Below are 18,517 nucleotides of genomic sequence, written 5' to 3' on the forward strand. Positions count from 1 at the left end.
GGTTATTCTCCCCTCGGGAAGCGCTGGCTTTCCTCCAGATTGTCAAGGTTCATGTGGTTGCGCATGTAGCGTTCCGACGCCTTTTGCAGCGGCTGGTAGTCCCAGGGGTAGTAGCCGCCCTGGCGCAGCGCCTCGTAGACCACCCAGCGGCGGGCCTGACTGGCGCGCACATCCGCATCGAACCGGTCGAGATCCCAGCGGGCCTGCGACTTGGCGCGCAGGCTCTGCACCGTGCCCTGATGGTCGGGGTGGTCGGCCAGATTGGTCAGTTCGTGCGGGTCGTCGTCTAGATCGAAGAGCTGGTCGGGATCAAGCGCACAACGGTTGTATTTCCACTTGCCGTAGCGCATCGAAACCAGCGGCGCATAGGAGGCCTCGGCGGCGTATTCCATCAGCACCGGCGCCGTGCGCTCGGTGCCGTTGGCCAGCGAAACAAGGCTGGTGCCATCGGTCCAGGGTGCGATTTCGGCCATGCTGACGCCAGCGAGTTCGCCCAGCGTCGGCGTTACGTCGATGGTCGAGACCGGCGTGTCGATGCGGCCCGCGGGCATTCCGGGCGCGGCCACCATCAGCGGCACCCGCGCCGAACCTTCGTAGAAGTTCATCTTGAACCACAGTCCGCGCTCGCCCAGCATGTCGCCGTGATCCGAGACAAAGAGGATGATCGCCTCTTGCCGCGTGGTTTCCAGCACCTCGAGGATCTCGCCCACCTTGTCGTCGAGATAGGAGATATTGGCGAAATAGGCACGGCGCGACTTGCGGATGTCGTCCTTGGTGATGTCGAAATTGCGCCAGTCATTGGCGTCGAAGATGCGCTTGGCATGCGGGTCGTGATTGTCATAGCCCAGATCGCCCACCTCTGGCAGCAGGTGCTCGCACTCCTCGTACAGATCCCAGTATTTGCGCCGCGCCACATAAGGGTCGTGCGGATGAGTGAACGAGACGGTGACACACCAGGGGCGGCCGTCCTTGCCGCGGGCCAGATCGTAAAGCTTGGCCTTGGCGTTGTAGGCAACCTCGTCGTCATATTCCATCTGGTTGGTGATCTCGGCCACGCCCGCGCCGGTGACCGACCCCATGTTGTGATACCACCAGTCAATGCGCTCGCCCGGTTTGCGATAGTCGGGCGTCCAGCCGAAATCGGCCGGGTAGATATCGGTGGTCAACCGCTCCTCGAACCCGTGCAGCTGGTCGGGGCCGACAAAATGCATCTTGCCTGACAGGCAGGTGTAATAGCCCGCGCGACGCAGGTGGTGAGCATAGGTCGGGATATCGCTGCGGAACTCGGCCGCGTTGTCATAGACCCCGGTGCGCGACGGCAGCTGCCCCGACATGAAGCTGGCCCGCCCCGGCGCGCAGAGCGGCGAAGCGGTATAGGCATTTGCGAACCGGGTAGAGCGCGCCGCCAGCCGCTTGAGATTGGGCGCATGCAGCCAGTCGGCGGGACCATCGGGAAAGAGGGTTCCGTTCAGCTGATCCACCATCAGGATCAGGATATTGGATTGTGTCATTTACCGGCCTCTATCAGGGTATCGAGAACGCGCAGCGCGTGGTTGCAGGCGATTTCGGGCGCTTCGGGAGCATCCAGCGCAGCATGAATATAAAGCCCGTCGATCAGCGCGCGCATGTCGCGGGCGACATCCAGAGGGTTGGCAACGACCGGGCGCAAGGCATGGACAAGATTCGAATAAAGCCGTGTCTGGTAGATGCGCCAGAGCCTCAGGGCGTCGGCATTGGTCTGCGCCAGCATGTAGAAGGTCATCCAGGCGGCGATCACGTCGGGGGTGAAACAGGAATGGGCAAAGCAGGCGCGCACGATGGCGTACGGGCGCCGGTCGGTCGGGCTGTTTTGCAGTTCGCTGCGGGCCTCATCGCCGAATTCGGTCAGGATATGGCGCATGGCGGCAAGGAAGATCTGATCCTTGCCACCGAAGTAGTGATGCGCCAGAGCGCTGGAGATCCCGGCCCGCTTGGCGATCTGGCTGACGGTCACATCGAGGCTTTTCTGGACGCCAAGCTCGGCAATCGTCGCCTTGACGATGGCGTCGCGCCGGATCGGCTCCATTCCAGTTTTCGGCATGCACTCTCCCTTGCCCCACGACCGGCGCATGGGGAAAGGCTAGGTTTTTTATATTGATGCGTCAATCAATGACGCTTCTCGTTCCGCGCCACCCGATCACACTGCGGGCGGCGCGGCCTTGTCCGGGTACTGCCCGTTATTCGGCGGCGCGCAACTCTGCACCTTGCGGGATCACCTCGTAGCCCGGCTCTTCGGGTTCGTCATCGACCATTTGCGCCGGGAAACCCGGGGCCAGGATCGACAGACCGGTCGCCTCTTCGAGGCGCCGGATGATGTCGTCGGACTGGGCCCGCTCGCCATAGCGGCGGATGCCGTCATTGAAGATCTCGATCATCAGCGGCGAGATTTCCAGCGGCACGCCGGCGCGGTCCGCGATGGTCTGGAACAGGCCGATGTCCTTTTTCACCAGGTCCATGGTGAAATTGATGTCGCGGCTGCCGTTCAGGATCACCTGGCTTTCTGTTTCATGCACGAAGGAGGTGCCCGAACTGATCTTGATCGCCTCGTAGGTGGTGTTCATGTCCATCCCGGCAGCCTTCATGGTCACCAGCGCCTCGCAGCAGGTCAGCAGGTTGGCGGTGGCGAGATAGTTGGTCATCACCTTGAGAACCGAGGCAGAGCCGAGCGGGCCGGTGTGCAGGATACGCCGCCCCATGATGGTCAGGAACGGCAGGATGCGTTCGAAGGTGGCGCGGTCGCAGCCGGCGAAGATCGAGATATTGCCGGTGTCGGCCCGGTGGCAGCCGCCCGAGACCGGGCAGTCGACCGCCACGCCGCCCTGCGCGATCACCAGTCCGCCAAGGCGCTTTACCTCGGCCTCGTCGGTGGTCGACATCTCGAGCCAGATCTTGCCTTCTTTCACCTCGGGCAGCATCTCTTGCATCACCGCATCCGAGGCCGCGGGCGACGGCAGGCAGGTGATCACCACGTCGCAATCGCGCATCAGCTGGGCCGGTCCGTCGCCGGCCTTGGCGCCACGCGACGCGAACCCCGCGACCAGGTCGGGGTTGAGGTCATGCACCGTGAGATCGACGCCATTGCGCAGGAGCGAACCCGAGAGCTTGCCGCCCACGTTGCCCAATCCGATGAACCCTACCTTCATATAGTCCTCCCAGCGGGGAATGCCCCGGATGATTTGTTTTCGGGCGCAGTATCGGCTCTGGCGCTCACCAAGAGAAACGAATAAAAATGCTAAAAATGGTCAATATTTTTTTGTGATAAGTAACCCGGTCGCGGAACGCGACAGAATTCTGTCGAATTTTGGTCCAGAAAATCGGTGATATTCTGGTTGTAACTCGGAGGTCTTCTGGAGGTGCGCATATGGACAGGCTGCCCAACCCGATATGGCTTCGGACCTTCGAAGCCGCTGCCCGGCACCTGAACTTCACCGAGGCCGCGCGCGAACTGGGTCTGACCCAGACCGCGGTTTCGCTGCATATCCGCTCGCTCGAGGCCGACCTGGGCGAGCAGCTGTTCACCCGCTCGGCCCGGCGGCTGGGATTGACGGAAATGGGGCAGTCCTATTCCCTGACCGTGCGCCGGGCGCTGGCCGACATCGCCCTGTCGACCAACAGCCTGTTCGGGCCCGCGACACGGCAGACCCTGCGCATCCGGGCTCCGATCTCGTCGGCGACCTACTGGATCGCGTCGGAACTGCCTGCCTTTGCCGCCGCCTTTCCCGATATCCCGGTCCGGATGGTGTCGAATATCTGGGGTCATGGGCCCGAGAACGAGGATGTCGACCTGGACATCCGGCTGGGCCACGGGGATTGGCCCGGCCTGCTGGCCGAAAAGCTGTGCGACGAGACCATCGTGCCGGTCGGCCGGGCGGACGGGCCGCCACTGACACCCACCGCGCTGCAAGCGGCGCCGCAGATCCATATCCTGGGTTACGAGGACAACTGGGCGCGCTGGTTCGAGGCGCAGGGGCTTTCCCCGGCGAAGCGCGCGGCGCAGTTTTCAGTCGATACAACCGTTTCTGCGGTGCAGCTGGTTCTGGCCGGAGCCGGATTTGCCACGATCCTGACCCGGTTCGCCCGCAACGCGATTGCCCACGGCGCACCGCTGCGTCTTGCGGGCACGCCGATTCCGTTTTCCCAGTCGCACTACCTGATCCGGTCTCCGGGCGCGGCGGCGTCACCGGCGCGCGCGCAACTGTTCCTGTCCTGGCTGCGTGGCCGGATCGAGATGGATGCCGCTGCCTAACCCTCAGCGGTCGCTTTTCTGCAAAGCCCCGCGCCCCTTGGTCCGGCGCGCTTGACAAGCGCCCCGCGCATGCCGCATGTGCCTGCTGTTGGTGTCCGGGAAGCCGGATGAAAAGGGAATGCGCCAGCGGACCGGCCATGCGGCCGGGCGTCAAGCGCAGCCGCCCCCGCGACCGTGACCGGAGAGGGTGCCCAAGCCACTGGCCGACAGGCCGGGAAGGCGGGACGCCCGACAGGGCCAGGCCCTGACATCCGCAAGCCGGGAGACCTGCCAGCGCCCGAAGACAAGACCGGACGGGGTGTTCCGGTGTCGGGTCCATGTCCGTTGAGCGTGGCCCGCGCAAACCCCGTCCCCCGCAACTGGAGAGGGGGGATGAGAGACGTGACCGAAGCTGCACCAGTCGAACTGCTGGTTTGCACCACCTGCCGCCGCGGATTGCCGGTAGAGGACGATGCCCAGCGCCCCGGCGCCCTGCTGCACCGCGCGCTATGCGCCGCCGAACTGCCCGATGGCGTCATCCTGAAACCGGTCGAATGCCTGTCCAATTGCGATCAGGGCTGCTCTATCGTTTTGCGTGGCGGCCCGGCGCGCTGGACCTTTGTCTATGAGAACCTCGACGAGAGTGACGATGTCGCCACCATCGTCGAGGGCGTCACCAAATATCTCGCCACCGCCGACGGGCTGGTCCCCTGGCGCGAGCGTCCCGTCCATTTCCGCAAGAACTGCGCCGCGCGCATCCCCCCGATCGGAGCCTAAGCCATGAGCACCCTTGAAAAACTCCCCGTTACCGTGATCACCGGCTTTCTCGGCGCCGGCAAGACAACGCTGATCCGCCACCTGATGCAGAACCCGCAGGGCAAGCGGCTGGCCGTGGTGGTCAACGAATTCGGCGATGTGGGCGTCGATGGCGAGATCCTGAAAAGCTGCGCCATTCCGGAATGCCCGGCGGAAAACATCATGGAACTGGCCAATGGCTGCATCTGCTGCACCGTGGCCGACGATTTCATTCCCACCATCGAGGCGCTGATGGCGCTGGAGCCGCGCCCCGATCACATCCTGATCGAAACCTCGGGCCTGGCTTTGCCGAAGCCGCTGCTCAAGGCGTTCGACTGGCCCGATATCCGCTCGAAGATCACCGTGGACGGTGTGATCGCGCTGGCCGACGCCGAGGCGGTGGCGGCGGGCCGGTTCGCGCCCAACGTGGCGGCAGTGGATGCGCAGCGCATGGCGGATGAGAGCATCGACCACGAGACGCCGCTGTCGGAAGTGTTCGAGGACCAGATCAGCTGTGCCGATATCGTCCTGCTGACCAAGCCCGACCTGGCCGGACCCGAGGGCGTGGCGCGTGCGCGCGACGTCATCGCCGCCGAGGCGCCCCGTCCGCTGCCGGTGGTCGAGGTAGCCGAGGGCGCCGTCGACGTGCGGGTGATCCTGGGCCTTGGCGCCGCTGCCGAGGACGACATGGATGCCCGCCCCAGCCATCACGACGGCCATGACGACCATGAGCATGACGATTTCGAGAGCATCGTGGTGGAACTGCCCGAACAGTCCGATCCGGCCGAGTTGGCCGCGCGCATCGAACGCCTGGCCAAGGAGTTGAACATCCTGCGGGTCAAGGGCTATGCCGCCGTGACCGGCAAGCCCATGCGCCTGTTGGTGCAGGCGGTGGGCGCACGGGTGCGCCACCAGTATGACCGGCCGTGGCAGCCGGGCGAAGAGCGCCGCTCGCGCATGGTGGTGATCGCCGAGCATCACGATATCGACGAGGCAGCAATCCGCGCCATCCTGACCGGCGTCGAAGAGCCTGCGGAGTAAGCACCCGCCATGCATGTCGTTTTCCGCGAAAGCCACGGGCTGGAAGAGACCGAGACCCCGACCGACCTGGGCCAGAGCCCGGCCGATCTGGTGGTCCTGTCCTTTTCGGACAGCGACCTGGGGGCTTTTGCGGCGGGCTGGCATCGCGGTGGCGGAGCGATGGGCAGGATGCCCACCCTACGCCTGGCCAATCTGGCGGCGCTGAAACATCCCTTGTCCGTCGATACTTACGTTGAAAACACGTTGTCGGGGGCAAAGGGAATTCTGATCCGGCTGATCGGCGGCGTGCCCTATTGGGCCTATGGGCTGCAACAGGTGCTGGCGCTGGCGCAGGAAAAGGGGTTGGCGTTGGCGGTGCTGCCGGCGGACGGGCGCGAGGACACGCGGCTCGATGCCTATTCCACCCTGCCGGTGTCCACCCTGCGGCGGCTGCAACACCTGTGCGATACCGGCGGCGAGGTGGCCGCGCAGGCGGCGCTGGCGCAGATGGCGCTGGCGACCGGGCTTTATGCCGGGCCGGTGATCGGGTCAAAGGTGTTGCCCGAATGCGGGTTCTGGTGCCCCGAGCGCGGCGTGATCGCGCCCGAGACCGCATTCGAGGGCGACGGCCCGCGCATTCTGGTGACCTTATACCGGGCCTATCTGACCTCGGCCGATACCGCGCCGATCGGGGCGCTGATCCGCGCCTTTCGGGCGCGTGGGTTCCAGGCGGTGGGGATGTTCGCGCCTTCGCTGAAGGCACCTGCCGCCGCCGAATGGATCGCGGGGCAGATGCCGGGGCTGGCCCCGGCGGCCATCGTCAATGCCACCTCGTTCTCCGGCAAGGGCGCCAGTGGCGCCTCGCCGCTTGATGCAGGTGACGTGCCCGTGTTCCAGGTGGCGCTGGCCACATCGCGCCGCAAGGCATGGGCCGAGGCCGAGCGCGGGCTGTCACCCGCCGATCTGGCCATGCATGTGGTGTTGCCCGAGGTCGATGGGCGCATCGACGCAGGCCTGATCTCGTTCAAGGAGCCGGGCAAGCGCGACCCGGAGTTGGAATACTCCCGTTTCGCCCACCGGCCCGAGCCTGACCGGATCGAGGCGGTGGTCAACCGGGTGGCGGGCTGGCTGCGGCTGGCCGCAAAGCCGGCGTCGGAACGGGTGCTGGCGATGGTCCTGTCGACCTATCCCGGCAAGGACTGGCAGATGGCCCATGCGGTGGGTCTGGACGCGCTGGCCTCGGCCGAGGCGATCCTGAGCGATTTGCGGGATGAGGGCTATGACATCACCTCAGGGAAGCCCGTCATTGACGAATTGCAAAATGCGGCAATTTCTTGGCCAATCGGTGAATATCACAAAGCCCTCGCCCAGATCCCGCCACAATTACGCCAGAATTTGCAAGACGCATGGGGCGAACCCGAGGATGATCCGGCGTTTTCACAAGGCGGCTTGCAGTTTCGCGCAATCCGGCGCGGCAAGGCGCTGATCGCCTTGCAACCGGAACGGGGCACGCCGGAGGCTCGCGACGACGATTACCACGACCTCAGCCGAACCCCGCGCCATGGCTATGTGGCCTTCTACCTCTGGCTGCGACAGGCGTTGCGGGCCGATGCGCTGATCCATATCGGCGCGCATGGCACGCTGGAATGGCTGCCGGGTAAGGCGGTGGCGCTGTCGGGGGAATGCTGGCCCGAGGTGCTGATCGGCGATCTGCCGGTGATCTATCCCTTTATCGTCAACGATCCGGGCGAGGCGGCACAGGCCAAGCGGCGCATCGGCGCGGTGACATTGGGCCATATCCCCCCGGCCCTGCGCGTCAGCGGCACGCCAGACCGGATGGTGCGGCTGGAAGCGCTGCTGGACGAGTTTTCCAATGCAGACGGGCTGGACCCCAAGCGCCGCGACCGATTGCAGGGCGATATCCGGGCCGAGGCGCAGGCGCTGGGGCTGGAGGACGATCTGGGCCTTGACCGCGCCACCTCGACCGCCGAGGCGATCACCCGGATCGACCGCTTTGTCTGCGACGTCAAGGAAAGCCAGTATGGAGACGGGCTGCATGTCTATGGGCGGACGCCCGAGGTCACCGGCCCCTTTGACTCCGCCGCCTCGGCCCGGGGCGAACGTCAGGCGCTGCTGGATGCGCTGGCGGGCAAGCGGATCGCTGCAGGACCCTCGGGCTCGCCCTACCGGGGACGGACCGATGTGCTGCCGACCGGGCGCAACCTTTACACCACCGATCCCCGGTCGGTCCCGACCCGCGCGGCCTATGCCCAGGGCGTGAAACTGGCCGAGGAACTGGTGCGCCGGCATTTGCAGGAAGAGGGCGATTACCCCAAGGGGCTGATCGTCGATCTCTGGGGCTCGGCCACCATGCGCACGGCGGGCGAGGAATTCGCCATGGCGCTGCATCTGTTGGGGGTAAAACCGGTCTGGGATCAGGGGTCCGAGCGGGTCTCGGGGATCGAGGTATTGCCGATCACCGATCTGGACCGGCCACGGCTCGACGTGACCCTGCGCGTCTCGGGCCTGTTCCGGGATGTGTTCCCGACGCTCTCGGCGCTGTTCGGTCAGGCGGTGCGCGCGCTCAGCGCGCGTGACGAGGCGCCCGACTGGAACCCCTATGCCGGGCACGCGCCCGCCGCGCGGGTCTATGGCCCCGCGCCGGGGAGTTACGGGCTGGGCATGGGGCACCTGCCCGAGACCTATACCGACGAGGCCCGGCACGAGGCGGGCGAGGCATGGCTCGCCGCAAGTTCCTTTGCGCTGGAAGGCGAGCATATTGCCCGCGATGCCGAGGGCATCCGCGACCGGGTCGCCAAGGCAGACGGGTTCGTGCATTTGCAGGACCTGGCCGAGACCGACCTGCTCTTGGCCGCTGATTACGCCACGCACGAGGCCGGGTTCGCTGCCGCCAAGCGGGTGACGGGGGGCAAGGCGCAACTCTATCACCTCGACAACACCAATCCCGACACGCCGCGCGCCCGCACCCTGCCCGAGGAGATCGCCCGCGTGGTGCGCGCCCGCGCCGCCCATCCCGGCTGGATCGCGGGCATGATGCGACATGGTTTCCGGGGGGCGGCCGAGATCGCGGCCACGCTCGATCACATGGCCTCGTTCGCGCATCTGGCGGACAGCGTGGCGCCGCATCTCTTCGATCTGTATCACGATGCCACACTGGGCGACGCGCAGGTCGCGGCGTTCCTGCAAGAGGCCAACCCGCAAGCCTATCAGGCCATGCTGGACCGGTTCCGCGCGCTTTACGAGGCGGGGCTGTGGCAGACCCGGCGCAATTCGATCCGGGCCGATCTGGAGGGGCTGACATGAGCGTACCCATCGTCCAGGGCTGGTGCCCCGGCGCCCATCGCCCGATGATGTCGGGCGACGGGCTGGTGGTGCGGGTGCGTCCGCGCCTGGCCCGGATGCGCACGGCGCAGGCGCTGGGCCTTTGCACGCTGGCCGAGCGCTTCGGCAATGGCACCATCGACCTGACCAACCGTGCCAATCTGCAACTGCGCGGGGTGTCCGAAGGGAACCATCAGCCGCTGTTGGCAGAGCTGGCGGCGCTCGACTTCCTGGATGCCGAACCGGGGATCGAGGTACGCCGTAATATCCTGTTTTCGCCGCTTTACCGCGAAGGGGAATTGACCGCCCGACTGGGGTGCGAGTTGACCGCGCGATTGGGGGAACTGCCCGCATTGCCCGCGAAGTTCGGCTTTGCCATCGACACCGGGGCGGGCCGCCTGCTGACCGCGGATTCGGCAGATATCCGACTGGAGCGCGGCACGGATAGCCTGATCCTGCGCGCCGATGGCATGGCCACGGGGCGCGAAGTGACCGAGGGCGAGGCGATCGACCGCCTGATCCAACTGGCGCGCTGGTTCGCCGACCGTTTTACACCGGACACCCGCCGCATGGCGCGACTGGTGCAGGCCGAACCGCTGCCTGCCGACTGGCAAGGAGCCGAGCCTGGACCGGTTGATGAACCGCTGGGGCCCGGCGATACCCCGCTTGGCCCGCTCTATGGCGCGGCCTTTGGCCAACTGCCCGCGCGGGCGCTCGCCACCCTGCTCCGCGACAGCGGCGCAATCGGCCTGCGCGTCACCCCTTGGCGTTTGATTCTGCTGGAAGGCGCGCAAGCCATCCCTGCCCCCGAATTTGTTTCCCAAACCGGCGATCCACTCTTGACCACCGATGCCTGCCCCGGCGCCCCCTATTGTCCGCAGGCGCAGGCCGAAACCCGTGATCTTGCCCGCGCGCTGGCCGGGCGTGTCAGCGGCAGCCTGCATGTCTCGGGCTGCGCCAAGGGCTGTGCCCGGATGGGGCCCGCCGATATCACGCTGATCGGGCGCGAAGGGCGTTTTGACCTTGTAAGACGAGGCCGCGCGGGGGATGAGCCCTGCCAGCGCGGCCTGACACCCGAAACACTGAAGACGATGGACCTGACCTGATGCCCTATGAATACGAAACCGATGGCGCGGCGATCTACAAGCAATCCTTTGCCACCATCCGGGCCGAGGCCGATCTGGCCCGGTTCGACGCGGACGAGGAACAGGTCGCGGTGCGGATGATCCACGCCGCCGGCATGGTCGGGCTGGAGGAATTCGTGCATTTCTCGCCCGGTTTTGTCACCGCCGCGCGGGGTGCTCTGGAAGCTGGCGCACCGATCCTCTGCGATGCCCGCATGGTCAGCGAGGGCGTGACCCGGTTCCGCCTTCCTGCCGACAACGCGGTGATCTGCACCCTGCATGACGAGCGGGTGCGCCCGCTGGCCGCCGAGATGGGCAATACCCGGTCCGCCGCGGCGCTGGAACTGTGGCGGCCGCATCTGGCGGGTGCGGTGGTGGCGATTGGCAATGCGCCCACCGCGCTGTTCCACCTGTTGAACATGCTCGAAGACCCCGACTGCCCGCGCCCCGCCGCGATCATCGGTTGCCCGGTGGGCTTTGTCGGCGCGGTCGAGTCGAAGGATGCGTTGTGGGCGGCGCAGCCGGTCCCCTGCTGCATCGTCAAGGGCCGGCTGGGCGGCAGCGCCATCACCGTGGCTGCGATCAACGCCATCGCGAGCCGGGCGGAATGAGCATGGGTACCATATACGGGCTGGGCCTTGGACCCGGCGACCCCGACCTGATGAGCGTCAAGGCCGACCGCCTTCTCCGCGGCGCGCGCCATGTGGCCTATTTCCGCAAGCCCGGCCGCAGCGGTCAGGCGCGCAAGATCGTCAACGGGATGATCCCCGAGGGCGCGGTCGAATTTCCGATGGAATACCCGGTAACGACCGAGATCCCGGTGACCGATCCCCAATACAATGCCCTGTTGGCCGAATTCTACGAGGCCGCCGCCGCGCATCTGCGAAGCCTGTCCGAGGCCGGCGAGGATGTCGTTGTCCTATGCGAGGGCGACCCGTTCTTCTACGGTTCGTTCATGCATCTCTATACCCGCCTGCGCGGACTGGCCCCGGTCGAGGTAGTGCCCGCGATCACCGGCATGTCGGGGGCCTGGTCGGCCACCGGCGATCCGATCACCTGGGGCGACGATATCCTGACCGTGCTGACCGGCACCCTGCCAGAGGACGTGCTGGCCCGCCGCATGGCCGATACCGATGCGCTGGTGGTGATGAAACTGGGGCGCAATTTCGACAAGGTGGTGCGGGCGCTGAAGACGGCGGGCCTGTATGACCGGGCCTGGATCGTCGAATATGCGCAGATGCCGAACCAGCGGGTCTCGAAGCTGAGCGAGAACGATTCGGACGTGACCCCGTATTTCTCGATCATACTGGTGCATGGCCAGGGGCGGCGGCCATGAGCGGCTGGATCAGGATCGTGGGCCTTGGCCCCGGCGCGGAGGCGCTGGTGACGCCCGAAGTCACCGCAGCCCTGGCCGAGGCGACCGACGTGGTGGGCTATATCCCCTATGTGGCGCGGGTGGCGGAACGGCCCGGCCTGACCCTGCACGCCAGCGACAACCGGGTGGAACTGGACCGCTCGCGCCATGCGCTGGACATGGCCGCCGACGGACGCCGGGTGGTGGTGGTGTCCTCCGGCGATCCCGGTGTGTTTGCCATGGCCTCGGCGGTGTTCGAGGCGGTCGAGGCCGGTCCGCGCGCCTGGCGCGACCTGGATATCGAGGTGCTGCCGGGGATCACCGCGATGCTGGCCGCCGCCGCGCGGGCGGGCGCGCCACTGGGCCATGATTTCTGCTGCATCAACCTGAGCGACAACCTGAAGCCCTGGGGCTTGATCGAACGGCGCTTGCGGCTGGCCGCACAGGCGGATTTCGCCATGGCGTTTTACAATCCGCGCTCGAAATCTCGGCCGGAAGGGTTTGAAAAGACGCTGACAATCCTGCGCGAGGAATGCGAGCCCGAACGGCTGATCCTGTTTGCCCGCGCGGTCTCGCGCCCCGACGAGGCGATCCGCATCGCACGCCTGTCCGAGGCGACGCCGGAGATGGCCGACATGCAGACCGTGGTACTGGTCGGATCGTCGCTCACACGACTCATCGAAAGAGGCGGAAAACCAATCGTCTACACGCCGAGGTTCACGCCGGAATGAGCCAACCAGCGAATCACATCGCCGGTATCGTGAAGCTCCGTCCGGGACGGAAGGACCGGGCGGTCGATCATCAGCACCGGAAGGCCGAGATCGCGCGCTGCGTCAAGCTTGGCGCGCGCCCCGGTGCCGCCCGCGTTCTTGCTGACTACCAGTTGCGTTTTGTGTATTTCCATCAATGCCTTGTCGCCCTCTCTTGTGAAAGGGCCGCGCGACACGACAACTTCGGCCTTCGGCAGGGGCAACGGGCCGGCGGGCGCATCGACGAGGCGCAGCAGATAGTCGTGCTGCGGTTGCGCAGCGAAGTCCTGAAGATGCATTCGCCCCACGGCCAGGAAGACCCGCTGCGGCGGGCCGTCCAGCGCGGCCACGGCTCCGGCGATGTCGGGAACATGTCGCCAGTCGTCGCCGGAACCGGCCACCCATGCCGGCCGCGTCAGCGCGGCCAGCGGCGTGCCGGTCCGCGCACAGGCGGCGCAGGCGTTGGCGCTCATCTGCGCGGCAAAAGGATGCGTTGCATCAATGACATGCGTGACATTGTTCGCACGGATGTAATCCGCCAGACCAAGAATGCCGCCAAAACCGCCGACACGGGTCGGGATTGGCTGGGCGCGCGGATCCTCCACCCGTCCGGCATAGGAATAGGTCGCGTTCAGACCCGCCTCGGCCACCGCACGGGCCAGCGCATTGGCCTCGGTCGTGCCGCCAAGGATCAGGAGGTGTGACATGGCTGACGCTCCGTGGCTGACCGTGATCGGGTTGGGCGAGGATGGACTGGATGGCCTGCCGCCGGCAAGCCGTCAAGTGCTGGATGCGGCCGAGGTGATCATGGCGCCGCCCCGACATCTCTCGCTGGTGCCGGAAGGGCGGCAAGAGCGGATCGCCTGGCCGGTCCCCTATGCCGACGGGCTGGAGGTTCTGGCCGGGATGCGAGGGCGCCGCGTGGCGGTGCTGGCCTCGGGCGATCCGTTCTGGTTCGGCGCCGGGTCGGTCATCGCCCGGCATTTCGAGGCGGGAGAGTGGACGGCACTGCCGGGGGTCTCGACCTTCTCGCTGGCGGCGGCGCGGCTGGGCTGGCCGCTGGAAAGCACGCTGACGCTGGGCCTGCATGCCGCGCCGCTGACCCGGCTGCGCCCGCATCTGGCACCCGGCCTGCGGGCGCTGGTGTTGCTGCGCGACGGGGCGGCGGTGGCGGACCTGACGACATATCTGGACGCGACGGGTTTCGAGGACAGTATCCTGCACGTGATGGAAGCGCTCGGCGGGCCGCGCGAACGGGTTCGGTCCATGACGCTGCCCGAGGCAATGGCAGGCAAGTTCGCCCACCCGGTTTGCGCCGGGGTCCAGGTCGCGGGCGGCGGGCCTGCGATTTCGAAGGCCGCAGGCCGGCCGGATGCGATCTTTGACACCGACGGGCAGATCACCAAGCGCCCGGTGCGGGCGCTGACCCTGTCGGCGCTGGCCCCCCAGCGGGGCGAGCATCTGTGGGATATCGGCGGCGGCAGCGGCTCGATCGGCATCGAATGGCTGATGTGCGATCCGACTCTGAGCGCGACCACGGTCGAACCCCGCGCCGACCGCGCCGCGCGCATCCGCGCCAATGCCGACGCTCTGGGCCAGGACCGGCTGACGGTGATCGAAGGCAGCGCCCCCGAGGTGCTGGGCAGCCTGGACCTGCCCGATGCCGTGTTCATCGGTGGCGGGCTGAGCGCGGCGTTGCTGGAATGGCTCTTTGCGCAACTGCCCGCCGGGAAGCGGCTGGTGGCCAATGCGGTGACGCTGGAAAGCGAAGCGCTGCTGGCGCAATGGCAGGCGGAAAAGGGCGGTGAATTGCTCCGGATCGAACTGGCGCAGGCGGCGCCGCTGGGGCCGCGCCGGGGCTGGAAATCGGCCTATCCGGTGGTCCAGTGGAGCGTCACGCTATGATCGTCGCGGGACTGGGATTCGCATCGGCGGCAACCCTCGTCAGTCTGACTGACGCGTTCGAGCGCGCGGCCCGGGGGCATGCGGTGGCGGCGATTGCGACCGTCGCCGACAAGGACGGGCACCCGGCGCTGGCCGCATTCGCCGCCGCGCGCGGGTTGCCCGTGCAACTGGTCCCCCCGGCCGACCTGGCCGGGCAGCGGACCCTGACATGTTCGTTGCAAAGCCGCGCCGCCTATGGCACCGGCAGCGTCGCCGAGGCATCGGCGCTGGCCGCGGCCGGACCCGGCGGCCGACTCTTGTGCCCCAGACAGATATCGGACGACCGGCTTGCCACCTGCGCGGTCGCCATCGGAGGACAGACATGACCGTACATTTCATCGGCGCCGGACCGGGCGCCGCCGACCTGCTGACCCTGCGCGGGCGCGACATCATCGCCTCCTGCCCGGTCTGCCTTTACGCCGGGTCGCTGGTGCCCGAGGAGATCCTGAGCCATTGCCCCGAGGGTGCGAAAATCATCAACACCGCGCCGATGGACCTGGACCAGATCATGGCCGAGATCGCGGCCGCGCATAACGCGGGTCAGGACGTGGCGCGGCTGCATTCGGGCGACCTTTCGGTCTGGTCGGCCATGGGCGAGCAGATCCGGCGGCTGAAGGAGATGGGCATCCCGGTCAGTGTGACGCCGGGCGTGCCGTCTTTCGCTGCCGCCGCCGCCGCGCTGGGGACCGAGCTGACCCTGCCCGGGCTGGGCCAGTCGGTGGTGCTGACGCGGACGCCCGGGCGCGCCTCGTCCATGCCCGAGGGCGAGAGCCTGGAAAACTTCGCCCGCACCGGTGCGACGCTGGCCATTCACCTGTCGATCGGCAACCTGGACAAGGTGATTGTCGATCTGGTGCCCCATTACGGCGCCGATTGCCCTGTGGCGGTGGTCTATCGCGCCAGCTGGCCGGACGAGCGCATCATCCGGGCCACGCTGGAGACGCTGAAGGAGGCGCTGGACGAGAGTATCTCGCGCACGGCGCTGATTCTGGTGGGGCCGGTGCTGCGGGGCGAGGGTTTCGACGAAAGCTGCCTGTATTCCAGGGACTATGACCGCCGCTACCGGCCGCAGACCGCCGAAAGCCCGTGGTCGAGCTGGAGCCATGGCGATGACTAACCCGCCCGGCCTGCTGATCTCGGCCCCGGCCTCGGGCACCGGCAAGACGACAGTCATGCTGGGGCTGCTCCGGGCGCTGGCCGAGGACGGGCTGACGGTACAGCCGTTCAAGAGCGGGCCCGATTATATCGACCCCGCCTTTCACCTGGCGGCGGCGGGGCGGGCCTCGTTCAACCTCGATACCTGGGCGATGGGCGAGAGCCTGCTGGATGCCGTCGCCGCGCAGGCCGCAGGCGCCGATATCGTTGTCGCCGAGGGGTCGATGGGCCTGTTCGACGGGGTGGCGAAACCGGGCGAGACCGGCCACGGGTCAAGCGCCGAAACCGCACTCAGGATGGGCTGGCCGGTGGTGCTGGTGCTGGATGTGGGGGGGCAGGCGCAATCGGCGGCGGCAACGGCGCTGGGGTTCCGTATGTACAATCCCTACCTGCCCTTTGCCGGCGTGATCCTGAACCGCTGCGCCAGCCCGCGCCACGAGCGGCTGACCCGGCTGGGGATGGAACGCGCCGGTCTGCCGGTGCTGGGCGTGCTGCCGCGCCGGGGCGACCTGACCCTGCCGGAACGGCACCTGGGCCTGATCCAGGCAGTCGAGCATCCCGATCTGGAAGCCGCGATCGCCGGTTATGCGGCGTTCCTGCGCGAACATGTCGATCTCGATGCGATCAGGGGGGCTGCGGCCTCCTCAGGCCCTCAGGGGCCATCGTCGGCCGCGCTGCCGCGCCCCCCGGCCCAGCGGATCGCGTTGGCCCGCGATGCCGCCTTTTCGTTCACCTATCCGCATCTTCTGGAAGGCTGGCGCGCGGCTGGTGCCGAGATACTGCCCTTCTCTCCGCTTGCCGACGAAGCACCCGATGCAAGCGCCGACCTCGTATGGTTGCCGGGCGGGTACCCGGAGTTGCATGCCGGTCGGCTTGCCGCAGCGGAAACCTTTCTGTCCGGGCTGCGCCGGCATGCCGAAACCCGGCCCGTGCATGGCGAATGCGGCGGTTACATGGCTCTGGGCGAAGCGCTGGTTGACAAGGACGGGATCCGGCACCGGATGGCCGGACTGCTGGGCCTGGTCACTTCCTATGAAAAGCGCAAGTTCAACCTGGGCTATCGCCGGGCCGAGCTTCTGGCGCCGATACCGGGTTTTGCGGCCGGTGCGGCACTGCGGGGGCACGAGTTCCACTATTCCTCGATTCTGGAGCAACCCGACGCGCCGCTGGCGCAGGTCTTCGACGCCGAGGGCGTTCCGGGGCCGCAGACCGGTTCGGTGCGCGGCCATGTGACCGGCACCTTCTTTCATCTCATCGCGGAGGCCGGGTCATGAGCGGTTTCGTTTCCTTTGTCGGCTCGGGTCCGGGCGATCCCGAGCTGCTGACGCTGAAGGCGGTGGACCGGCTGTCCAGGGCCGATGCGGTGCTGTTCGACGACCTGTCGAGCGGTCCGATCCTGAGCCATGCGCGGGCCGACGCCGACCTGGTGGGCGTCGGCAAGCGAGCGGGCCGCCCCTCGCCCAAGCAGGACCATGTCAGCCGGTTGCTGGTGGAATATGCGCAATCGGGCGCGCGAGTGGTGCGGCTGAAATCGGGCGATGGTGGCCTGTTCGGACGGCTGGAGGAAGAGCTTGTCGCCCTGCGTGCGGCGGGCATCGGCTACGAGATCATTCCAGGCATCCCCTCGGCGGTGGCGGCGGCGGCGGCGGCGGGCATCCCGCTGACCCGGCGGCTGACCGCCCGGCGGGTGCAATTCGTCACCGGCCACGACGTGAGCGGGCAATTGCCCGCAGACCTGAACCTGCCGGCGCTGGCCGATGCCCAGGCGACGACCGTGGTGTTCATGGGAAAGCGCACCTTTCCGCTGCTGCTGGCCGAGCTGGAAGCGCATGGCCTGTCGCGTTCCACCCCGGCGCTGATGGCCGAATCGGTTTCGACCCCCGACCAGCGGCTGACCCGCGCCACCATGGGGGAACTGGCCGAACGCCTGGCGGGCGAGGTGGGCACCGCCCCGGCCCTGATCCTTTATGGACCGCTGGCGGAGTTCGCCGATGACTGAGCTCTTGCTGATCGGGATCGGTACCGGCAATCCCGACCATATCACCCGCGAAGGCATCGCCGCGATCCGTACCGCCGAGCTGATCCTGATCCCGCGCAAGGGGGCCGACAAATCCGACCTTGCGGGCCTGCGCGAGCGCATCATCGACGAGGCCACCGACACGGCACCGCAAATCGCCTATTTCGACATCCCCGCGCGGCGCGCCGAAGACGGGTATTTGCGAGGTGTGGATGAATGGCATGACGCCATTGCGCTGCGCTGGCGGGCGGCGATGGACGAACATCCCGGCGCGACACGCGTTGCGCTGCTGATCTGGGGCGATCCTTCGCTCTATGACAGTTCGCTCAGGATTGCCGCGCTGTTGGAGCCGCAACCGAAGATTCGGGTGGTCCCCGGCATCACCGCACTACAGGCGCTGACGGCCGCGCATGCAATCCCGGTCAACGAGATCGGTGCGCCGTTTCTGGTTACAACCGGGCGGCGCATTCGCGAGGAGGGCTGGCCGCAGGACGTTGAAACCGCAGCGGTGATGCTGGACGGCGAATGCTCGTTCCAGACGCTGGATATGTCCGGTTACCACATCTGGTGGGGGGCCTACGTGGGCATGGCCGAACAGCTTCTGATCGCCGGACCGTTGGCGAAAGTGGCCGACCGCATCGTCGAGACCCGCGCGCGCGCCCGGGCAGACCACGGATGGATCATGGACATATATTTGCTGAAAAAGAGCGTGATCTGACCGGATATGTCGCAAATGGCGATTGCGCCGAAAGG

The 18,517-nt window shown here is 67.0% G+C and carries 18 protein-coding genes and 1 riboswitch; of the genes, 14 read left to right on the forward strand and 4 right to left on the reverse strand.

The window, feature by feature from the left end:
• Positions 1 to 2 precede the first annotated feature (2 nt).
• From betC to BLT75_RS02900, 3 genes are all read right to left on the reverse strand, one after another.
• Positions 3 to 1,511, reverse strand: coding sequence for a choline-sulfatase (gene betC, locus BLT75_RS02890; RefSeq protein ID WP_093027560.1), 1,509 nt, complete (start codon positions 1,509 to 1,511; stop codon positions 3 to 5).
• Entirely contained in the window at positions 1,508 to 2,080 is a 573-nt protein-coding gene (betI, locus tag BLT75_RS02895; protein ID WP_093027562.1) for a choline-binding transcriptional repressor BetI, read from the reverse strand. Before betI ends, betC begins: the two co-directional genes overlap by 4 nt.
• Before the next feature lie 136 nt (positions 2,081 to 2,216).
• Positions 2,217 to 3,182: an NAD(P)-dependent oxidoreductase gene (locus BLT75_RS02900; protein ID WP_093027564.1), complete on the reverse strand. Its 966-nt coding sequence runs from the start codon at positions 3,180 to 3,182 to the stop codon at positions 2,217 to 2,219.
• A 218-nt stretch (positions 3,183 to 3,400) separates the two neighbouring features.
• Here BLT75_RS02900 and BLT75_RS02905 point away from each other — a divergent pair, with 218 nt between their 5' ends.
• From BLT75_RS02905 to cobJ, 8 genes are all read left to right on the forward strand, one after another.
• Positions 3,401 to 4,285 (forward strand): LysR substrate-binding domain-containing protein, encoded by an 885-nt coding sequence (locus BLT75_RS02905; RefSeq protein ID WP_093027566.1) that lies wholly within the window; start codon positions 3,401 to 3,403, stop codon positions 4,283 to 4,285.
• A gap of 72 nt (positions 4,286 to 4,357) precedes the next feature.
• A riboswitch (cobalamin riboswitch) is annotated at positions 4,358 to 4,574 on the forward strand.
• 83 nt (positions 4,575 to 4,657) lie between these two features.
• A complete protein-coding gene (locus BLT75_RS02910; protein ID WP_093027568.1) occupies positions 4,658 to 5,041 on the forward strand; it encodes a DUF1636 family protein in 384 nt (127 codons plus the stop codon).
• A gap of 3 nt (positions 5,042 to 5,044) precedes the next feature.
• Positions 5,045 to 6,100, forward strand: coding sequence for a cobalamin biosynthesis protein CobW (gene cobW, locus BLT75_RS02915; RefSeq protein ID WP_093027570.1), 1,056 nt, complete (start codon positions 5,045 to 5,047; stop codon positions 6,098 to 6,100).
• 9 nt (positions 6,101 to 6,109) lie between these two features.
• A complete protein-coding gene (gene cobN, locus BLT75_RS02920; RefSeq protein ID WP_093027572.1) occupies positions 6,110 to 9,403 on the forward strand; it encodes a cobaltochelatase subunit CobN in 3,294 nt (1,097 codons plus the stop codon).
• Positions 9,400 to 10,527: a cobalamin biosynthesis protein CobG gene (locus BLT75_RS02925; RefSeq protein WP_093027574.1), complete on the forward strand. Its 1,128-nt coding sequence runs from the start codon at positions 9,400 to 9,402 to the stop codon at positions 10,525 to 10,527. The genes cobN and BLT75_RS02925 overlap by 4 nt, the downstream gene beginning before the upstream one ends.
• Positions 10,527 to 11,156: a precorrin-8X methylmutase gene (locus tag BLT75_RS02930; protein WP_093027576.1), complete on the forward strand. Its 630-nt coding sequence runs from the start codon at positions 10,527 to 10,529 to the stop codon at positions 11,154 to 11,156. Before BLT75_RS02925 ends, BLT75_RS02930 begins: the two co-directional genes overlap by 1 nt.
• Positions 11,153 to 11,881, forward strand: coding sequence for a precorrin-2 C(20)-methyltransferase (locus tag BLT75_RS02935; protein ID WP_093027578.1), 729 nt, complete (start codon positions 11,153 to 11,155; stop codon positions 11,879 to 11,881). The genes BLT75_RS02930 and BLT75_RS02935 overlap by 4 nt, the downstream gene beginning before the upstream one ends.
• Positions 11,878 to 12,630, forward strand: coding sequence for a precorrin-3B C(17)-methyltransferase (gene cobJ, locus BLT75_RS02940; RefSeq protein ID WP_093027580.1), 753 nt, complete (start codon positions 11,878 to 11,880; stop codon positions 12,628 to 12,630). Before BLT75_RS02935 ends, cobJ begins: the two co-directional genes overlap by 4 nt.
• Here the strand turns inward: cobJ and BLT75_RS02945 are convergent.
• Complete coding sequence (locus tag BLT75_RS02945; RefSeq protein WP_093027582.1) at positions 12,603 to 13,355, reverse strand: cobalt-precorrin-6A reductase; 753 nt, start codon at positions 13,353 to 13,355, stop codon at positions 12,603 to 12,605. The genes cobJ and BLT75_RS02945 overlap by 28 nt on opposite strands.
• Between BLT75_RS02945 and cbiE the strand changes: the two genes are divergently transcribed.
• From cbiE to cobF, 6 genes are read left to right on the forward strand one after another with little or no spacing between them, the layout of a single operon-like run.
• A complete protein-coding gene (gene cbiE / locus BLT75_RS02950; protein ID WP_093027584.1) occupies positions 13,354 to 14,553 on the forward strand; it encodes a precorrin-6y C5,15-methyltransferase (decarboxylating) subunit CbiE in 1,200 nt (399 codons plus the stop codon). The genes BLT75_RS02945 and cbiE overlap by 2 nt on opposite strands.
• Positions 14,550 to 14,918: a cobalamin biosynthesis protein gene (locus tag BLT75_RS02955; protein ID WP_093027586.1), complete on the forward strand. Its 369-nt coding sequence runs from the start codon at positions 14,550 to 14,552 to the stop codon at positions 14,916 to 14,918. Before cbiE ends, BLT75_RS02955 begins: the two co-directional genes overlap by 4 nt.
• Complete coding sequence (gene cobM, locus BLT75_RS02960) at positions 14,915 to 15,709, forward strand: precorrin-4 C(11)-methyltransferase (protein WP_093027588.1); 795 nt, start codon at positions 14,915 to 14,917, stop codon at positions 15,707 to 15,709. Before BLT75_RS02955 ends, cobM begins: the two co-directional genes overlap by 4 nt.
• Positions 15,696 to 17,021: a cobyrinic acid a,c-diamide synthase CobB gene (locus BLT75_RS02965; protein WP_425441110.1), complete on the forward strand. Its 1,326-nt coding sequence runs from the start codon at positions 15,696 to 15,698 to the stop codon at positions 17,019 to 17,021. The genes cobM and BLT75_RS02965 overlap by 14 nt, the downstream gene beginning before the upstream one ends.
• Positions 17,018 to 17,746 carry a uroporphyrinogen-III C-methyltransferase gene (cobA, locus tag BLT75_RS02970; protein ID WP_093027591.1) on the forward strand — a complete coding sequence of 243 codons (729 nt, stop codon included), beginning with the start codon at positions 17,018 to 17,020 and terminating at the stop codon, positions 17,744 to 17,746. Before BLT75_RS02965 ends, cobA begins: the two co-directional genes overlap by 4 nt.
• Positions 17,739 to 18,482 (forward strand): precorrin-6A synthase (deacetylating), encoded by a 744-nt coding sequence (gene cobF / locus BLT75_RS02975; protein ID WP_093027593.1) that lies wholly within the window; start codon positions 17,739 to 17,741, stop codon positions 18,480 to 18,482. Before cobA ends, cobF begins: the two co-directional genes overlap by 8 nt.
• Positions 18,483 to 18,517: the final 35 nt, after the last annotated feature.

Source organism: Ruegeria marina, from assembly GCF_900101475.1.
GTDB lineage: Bacteria > Pseudomonadota > Alphaproteobacteria > Rhodobacterales > Rhodobacteraceae > Ruegeria_B > Ruegeria_B marina.